The organism is Moraxella sp. (assembly GCF_024227015.1).
Taxonomy (GTDB): domain Bacteria; phylum Pseudomonadota; class Gammaproteobacteria; order Pseudomonadales; family Moraxellaceae; genus Moraxella.
Genome location: NZ_JAAELD010000335.1, coordinates 1 through 4,560, shown reverse-complemented (window position 1 = coordinate 4,560; position 4,560 = coordinate 1). Strand labels below are relative to the sequence as shown.

At 50.0% G+C, this 4,560-nt stretch carries 4 protein-coding genes; all 4 read right to left on the bottom strand.

Going from position 1 to position 4,560, the window contains the following annotated elements:
• Window positions 1-1,107: efflux RND transporter periplasmic adaptor subunit (locus GY683_RS07495; RefSeq protein WP_297288139.1), on the bottom strand; the 1,107-nt coding region annotated here is incomplete at its 3' end.
• 166 nt (window positions 1,108-1,273) lie between these two features.
• Window positions 1,274-2,278, bottom strand: coding sequence for a DNA polymerase III subunit delta (gene holA / locus GY683_RS07490; protein ID WP_297288138.1), 1,005 nt, complete (start codon window positions 2,276-2,278; stop codon window positions 1,274-1,276).
• Between the two features lie 17 nt (window positions 2,279-2,295).
• Complete coding sequence (locus tag GY683_RS07485) at window positions 2,296-2,784, bottom strand: hypothetical protein (RefSeq protein WP_297288137.1); 489 nt, start codon at window positions 2,782-2,784, stop codon at window positions 2,296-2,298.
• Window positions 2,785-2,803: 19 nt separating this feature from the next.
• On the bottom strand, window positions 2,804-4,560 hold a 1,757-nt coding region (gene leuS, locus GY683_RS07480), incomplete at its 5' end, for a leucine--tRNA ligase (protein ID WP_297288136.1).

The following is a 4,560-nucleotide window of genomic DNA, read 5'->3' as shown; positions in this document are numbered from 1 at the left end:
TTTTAGGGCGGACGACGGTATGTTGAGTACGTTTTTGACCGAACTTGTGATGATATTGACCTGTGCGGTCATGTCAATGCGAAACTTGCGTTCGGCATTATCCACGTCCAAGTAGCCGATGTAGTACACCGCAGAATCCGTGCTACTGGTCGTACTGATGTTCTCGGGGGCAGGCTCAACCCCTGCCAGCATGGTGTCAAACTGCTGCTGGGTATTGCCAATGATGTTAAAGCGAGCAGGCATTCCTGCACTCACGTTTACCACGTCCGCTTCTGAGATTTGGGCGTTAATGCGGACACGACTAAGGTCGGCAAGCGTTACAATGGTCGGGGCGGACTGCATGGCATTGACCGTCGTACCTTCTTTTTGGGTAACAGAAACAACCGTACCGTCCATAGGGGCGACTATTGTGGTGTAGCTTAAATCTTCGGTGGCGGTGGATAGGTCGTTTTGGGCTTTGTTGATGGCGGCTTGTTGGCTCTTGATGGCGGCCTTGGCGTTCTCCACGTCGTTGATGGCGTTTTGCACATTGGCGCGTGCTGCCGCGACATTCGCCTCAGCAACCTCAACAGCAGCCTTGGCATCATCATAGTCTTGGCGGCTTACCGCATCAATCTCAACCAACCCCGCCAATCTATCAAATGCTTTTTTGGCTTTATTAAGCTCACTGATGCGCGCCTCTAGTGTGGCATTGCTGCTGTCAATCGTACCGCGACTAGAAGCCAGATTGCTCTGAGCTTGGGCTAGGGCGGCGTTAGCCTGATTAAGATTCGCCTCGGCATTAGAGACGGTGTTTTTTTGTTCTACTTGGTTAATCTGGGCGATTAGGTCGCCTTTTTTGACTTCATCGCCCACGTCCACATACAGCTTGACAATACGCCCCGAGACCTGAGCTCCCACGTCCACGCTTTGAATGGGCTTGACCTTGCCTGACGCCATGACCGTGTTTTCAATGTCTCCCATGACTGCATCAGCGGTGAGATAAGACGGTGGGGCTTCTTTGGGCTTAAAGAAATAATAAAGTGCGAAGCCAATCAAGGCGAGCAATATAACGATGATTGATAACTTGGCGTACTTGGTAAATTTGGGTTTGGCAGCTGTATTCATAATCACCTGCGGACAATGATTAAAGGGCAAGGGGTTAAAATATCGATGAAATATAAAAATCTTTTGGCAAAATTTTAAAAATGATAAAAACGACTTATGATATCAATTTCATCTGTATTTAGTATGGATCAAACCAGTATTTTTGTGCGTATTTTTTAATTTTGTGTTACGGCGTTGTAAGCTGGTTAGACCGCATTGGTGTGCCGCAAAGTGACAACACCAGCTGCTGTAGCAGGTGCCATACATTACCATCATCAACACCTTTGATGGTCTTATCGATGTCATAAATGGCGCTTAGCCAAGATTGGCTTGTTGTGGTCGGTGAGCGTCTGGAAGCGTTCGTGTAGCTTGATATTTTATTGCGCCAGATTCCTAGGTCGCTTGGGTTTTTGCCTGCTTGGATTTGTAGGATGAGGCGCGCATCTTTGGCGAGTGCCCATAGGATAATGCTCGGCGCTGTGTCGGTATTTTTTAGATGATTGAGAATCTGCAGGGCTTTTGGGGTGTTGCCTGCCAGTACGGTGTCGGATAAGTCAAAGACGCTAAATTCCGCACCGTCCACAAGGCAGGTTGTGAGCATGTCGATGTCAATGGTAGCATTCGGGTATAGTAATGACAGTCGCCAAAGATTTTGATGGGCGGTAAGTAGGTTGTGCTCGGTATGCATCATGAGCATCTGCCAAGCATCGGCATTTAGGGTAACGCCAATATGACGCGCTTGCATCTTAAGCAGCTCGCCGCGCATCCTTTCATCGTAAATGTTGCCATCGATGATGAGTCCAAGTTGGTCGAACAGCTTGATGGCTTTGGTGCTGAGTGATTTTTTGTCTTGTTTTGGGGTTTGCCACAGTAGATGATGCAGTGTGCCTGGCGCAATGCGAGCCAGAGCATCAAGAGTGTCTTTGTCGGGCTTATGGTTGCCAGAGACGATGATTGCGCTGGCATCGCCGAACAGGCTTAGGCTGTCAAGTTCAGCGATGACATTTGTCCAAGATTTGGCTGAGGTCAGCTCGATGCGTTTGATGGTCTGTTCGTGTGCTTGCCAGATGGGGCGACAAGCATCAATGAGCCACTGACTAATCAGCGGCTCATCTGAATGAATGAGCCAAAAGCCTTGAATGGGCTGACTGCTTGCAGGGTCCGCACCCCGAAGCTGCTCATATAAAGGCAAGAAACGCTGCTGCATTATCAGAGTTTGGCTTTGGCGTAGTACTGTTCAGCGATACGCTGAGCCAAGTGATCATAGAGCCACGTTTTGGTCTTCTCACCTTGTTGATCGACGGTAACGACACTGGCCTCATTGTATTGATAGCTTTGCTCAACTTGAACAGGCGCGCGATGAGTCTGACCGCCGATGGTGTAACTAACATCTGCCATCATCACCAAGCGAACCTCGGTTAAGGTACCGACCAATTCATAGCGACGCAGACGAAGATTGTCTACTTTGATGGTGTTGGCAGCAGTCGCCTGTTCTGATACACCCAATAGCTGTAAGCGCTTAACCAAAGGACGCTTTAATCCTAGTGCAAATTGGTTATCCTCTAGAATTAGCTGAGTGCTAAGGTTGGCAGGGGCAATCACAGCAGCTGTATGATCGCTGCCACGCAGGGCAAAGCCACAAGCACTCAGGCTTGTCGCTGTTGCCACCACAAAGGCTAGTGCAAGGGCTTTTTTCATGTTGATTCCTATTTATCAATCAGCTTGCAACCACGAAGCTGACCAGTTTATTTGGTACGACGATGGCTTTTTTGATCTCGCCTGTCAAGAATTTATCGACGCCATCTACAGCTTTGGCAAGGCCGATAAGTGTGTCATTATCCAAGCCTGTCGCCACGTCCATCTTGCCGCGAACCTTGCCGTTTACCTGCACGACCATGGTGATGGTGTCATTGGCAAGGGCGTCTTTGTCAAGGCTAGGGAAGCTAATGGCGCGACTATCAAAGCCGAATTGTTCCAGCAGATACTCACCAGCATGGGGCGCGTACAGAGCCAGCATCGACAGTAGGGCAACGATGGCTTCGTGACGTACCGCCAAGTCGTTGGTATCATTCACATCGAAGCTGCCAATCTCATTAGCAAGCTCCATGAGCGATGAGACAGGCGTGTTTAGCGCCAGATGCTCGCCCAGACTGACATCGATCTTGGCGATGGTCTCGTGCGTCTTACGGCGTAGGTCTTTGGCAGCTTTGGTCAGTGCATTCTTACCGATTGCAAGGTTGTTATTACCATCGATGGCGGCTAGGTGCTCATTGGCGATGCGCCATACTTTTTTGACGAAGTTGTGCGGGCCTTTTAGTGCTGAATCTGACCATTCTAGTGTCTGATCAGCAGGCGCGGTAAATAGCGTGTATAGGCGAACGGTGTCAGCGCCATATTGCTCAACAATCTCTTGTGGGTCAACGCCGTTGTTCTTCGATTTTGACATCTTTTCGATTTTACCGATTACGACAGGCTGACCGTCAGCGATTAGGGTCGCTTCACCATTCTCGACATTAACCTGATGTGGGAAATAGTAAGTCGTCGAACCGTCCGCATTCTCACGATAGAACGTTCCTGCCAGAACCATACCCTGAGCCAGCAAGTTGGCAAATGGCTCATCGCCACCGACCAAACCCTCGTCGCGCATGACCTTATGGAAGAAGCGAGCGTATAATAAATGCAATACCGCGTGCTCAACGCCGCCCACATACTGATCTACGGCAAGCCATTTGTCCGCGCCTGCACGACCCACCATCTGCGTGTCATCATGTGGCGTGGTGAAGCGCTGAGCATACCAGCTACTCTCTACGAAGGTGTCAAAGGTGTCTGTCTCGCGCTCGGCAGGCTGTCCGCATTTTGGGCAGGTGCAGTTGACGAATTCTGGCATGGATTTTAGTGGGTTACCGCGTCCGTCAGGCACGACATCGGTCGGTAATACGACAGGCAGATCCGCTTCATCCACAGGAACAGTACCGCAGTATTCGCAGTTGATCATCGGAATTGGGCAGCCCCAATAACGCTGACGAGATACACCCCAATCTCGTAGGCGATACTGGGTGGTGATTTTGCCTTTGTCACCTAGAATCTGTGCGATCTTGGCGGTGGCGTCATCTTTATTAAGACCATCTAGCTCATCTGAATTAATGCACACACCGCCTTTGTCGCCATACCATTCTTGCCAGTTCTTGTCATCATAAGCCTGTCCATCCACATCGATCACTTGGCGGATGGGTAGGTTGTATTTGTTGGCAAATTCAAAGTCACGTTCATCGTGGGCGGGTACTGCCATGACTGCGCCCGAACCATAGCTCATCAGTACGTAGTTGGCAACCCAGACAGGCACACTTTGACCTGTGATGGGGTGAATTGCAACCAGACCCGTGTCCATGCCGACTTTCTCAGCTTTGGCGAGATCAGCTTCTGCGACCGAGCCTTGTTTACATTCTGCGCAGAATTGGGCGATCGCTTCGTTGT

Bases quoted from the DNA above. Each gene is read 5' to 3' on its own strand.
- GY683_RS07485 (WP_297288137.1), bottom strand. From the start codon at position 2,784: ATGAAAAAAGCCCTTGCACTAGCCTTTGTGGTGGCAACAGCGACAAGC.